At 82.9% G+C, this 516-nt stretch carries 1 pseudogene; it reads right to left on the bottom strand.

Annotated elements, in window-relative coordinates:
* Window positions 1–516 (bottom strand): annotated as a pseudogene (locus AOK15_RS45940) (serine/threonine protein kinase); the annotation flags it as partial.

Genomic DNA, 516 nt, shown 5'->3' with positions numbered 1-516 from the left:
CGGCACGGTCCCAGGGCGTGGCGTCCGTGGTTCCGGCGGGCACCGGCACGTCGCTCGTCGCAGCGCCGTCGGGGCGTGCGTCGCGCGGAGCCGGGTGGTTCCGTCCGTCGGTGCCGGGCGCGGGCATCCCCCCGCGGGGCTGTGCGCCGTGCCAGGCGGTCGTCGTGCCGCGGCCCGCGCTCACGCCGTACGGGTCGGCGATCTGGCCGGGAGGTACGGGGCTCGTCGCCAGTCCGGGGGCGAGGCCGTCCTCGCGGCCGGTGGCCGGGGGCGCCGTGCCGTCGTGGGCCGCGCCGGGCGCCGGGCGCTGGGCGGGCAGCCCGCTGCCGGGGCCGCCGCGCCGGTCGTCCTGGACGCGGGCCGCCGCGCGGGCACCCGCCCGGTACGCCGCGATGGCGCCCGCCCGTGCCGCCCGGACGTCACCGCCGGGCTCCAGGGCCCGCTGCCCTTCCGAGGGGTCGGTGACCGCTCTCGCCTCGATCGCGGCCCGACGCGCCGCCTCCGGGTCGCCGGCCG

Origin of the sequence: Streptomyces ossamyceticus, from assembly GCF_001418475.1 — a bacterium.
GTDB classification, from domain to species: Bacteria; Actinomycetota; Actinomycetes; order Streptomycetales; family Streptomycetaceae; genus Streptomyces; species Streptomyces ossamyceticus.
The sequence above is the reverse complement of the archived record's forward strand: the minus strand, read 5'-3'. Positions and strand labels throughout refer to the sequence as shown.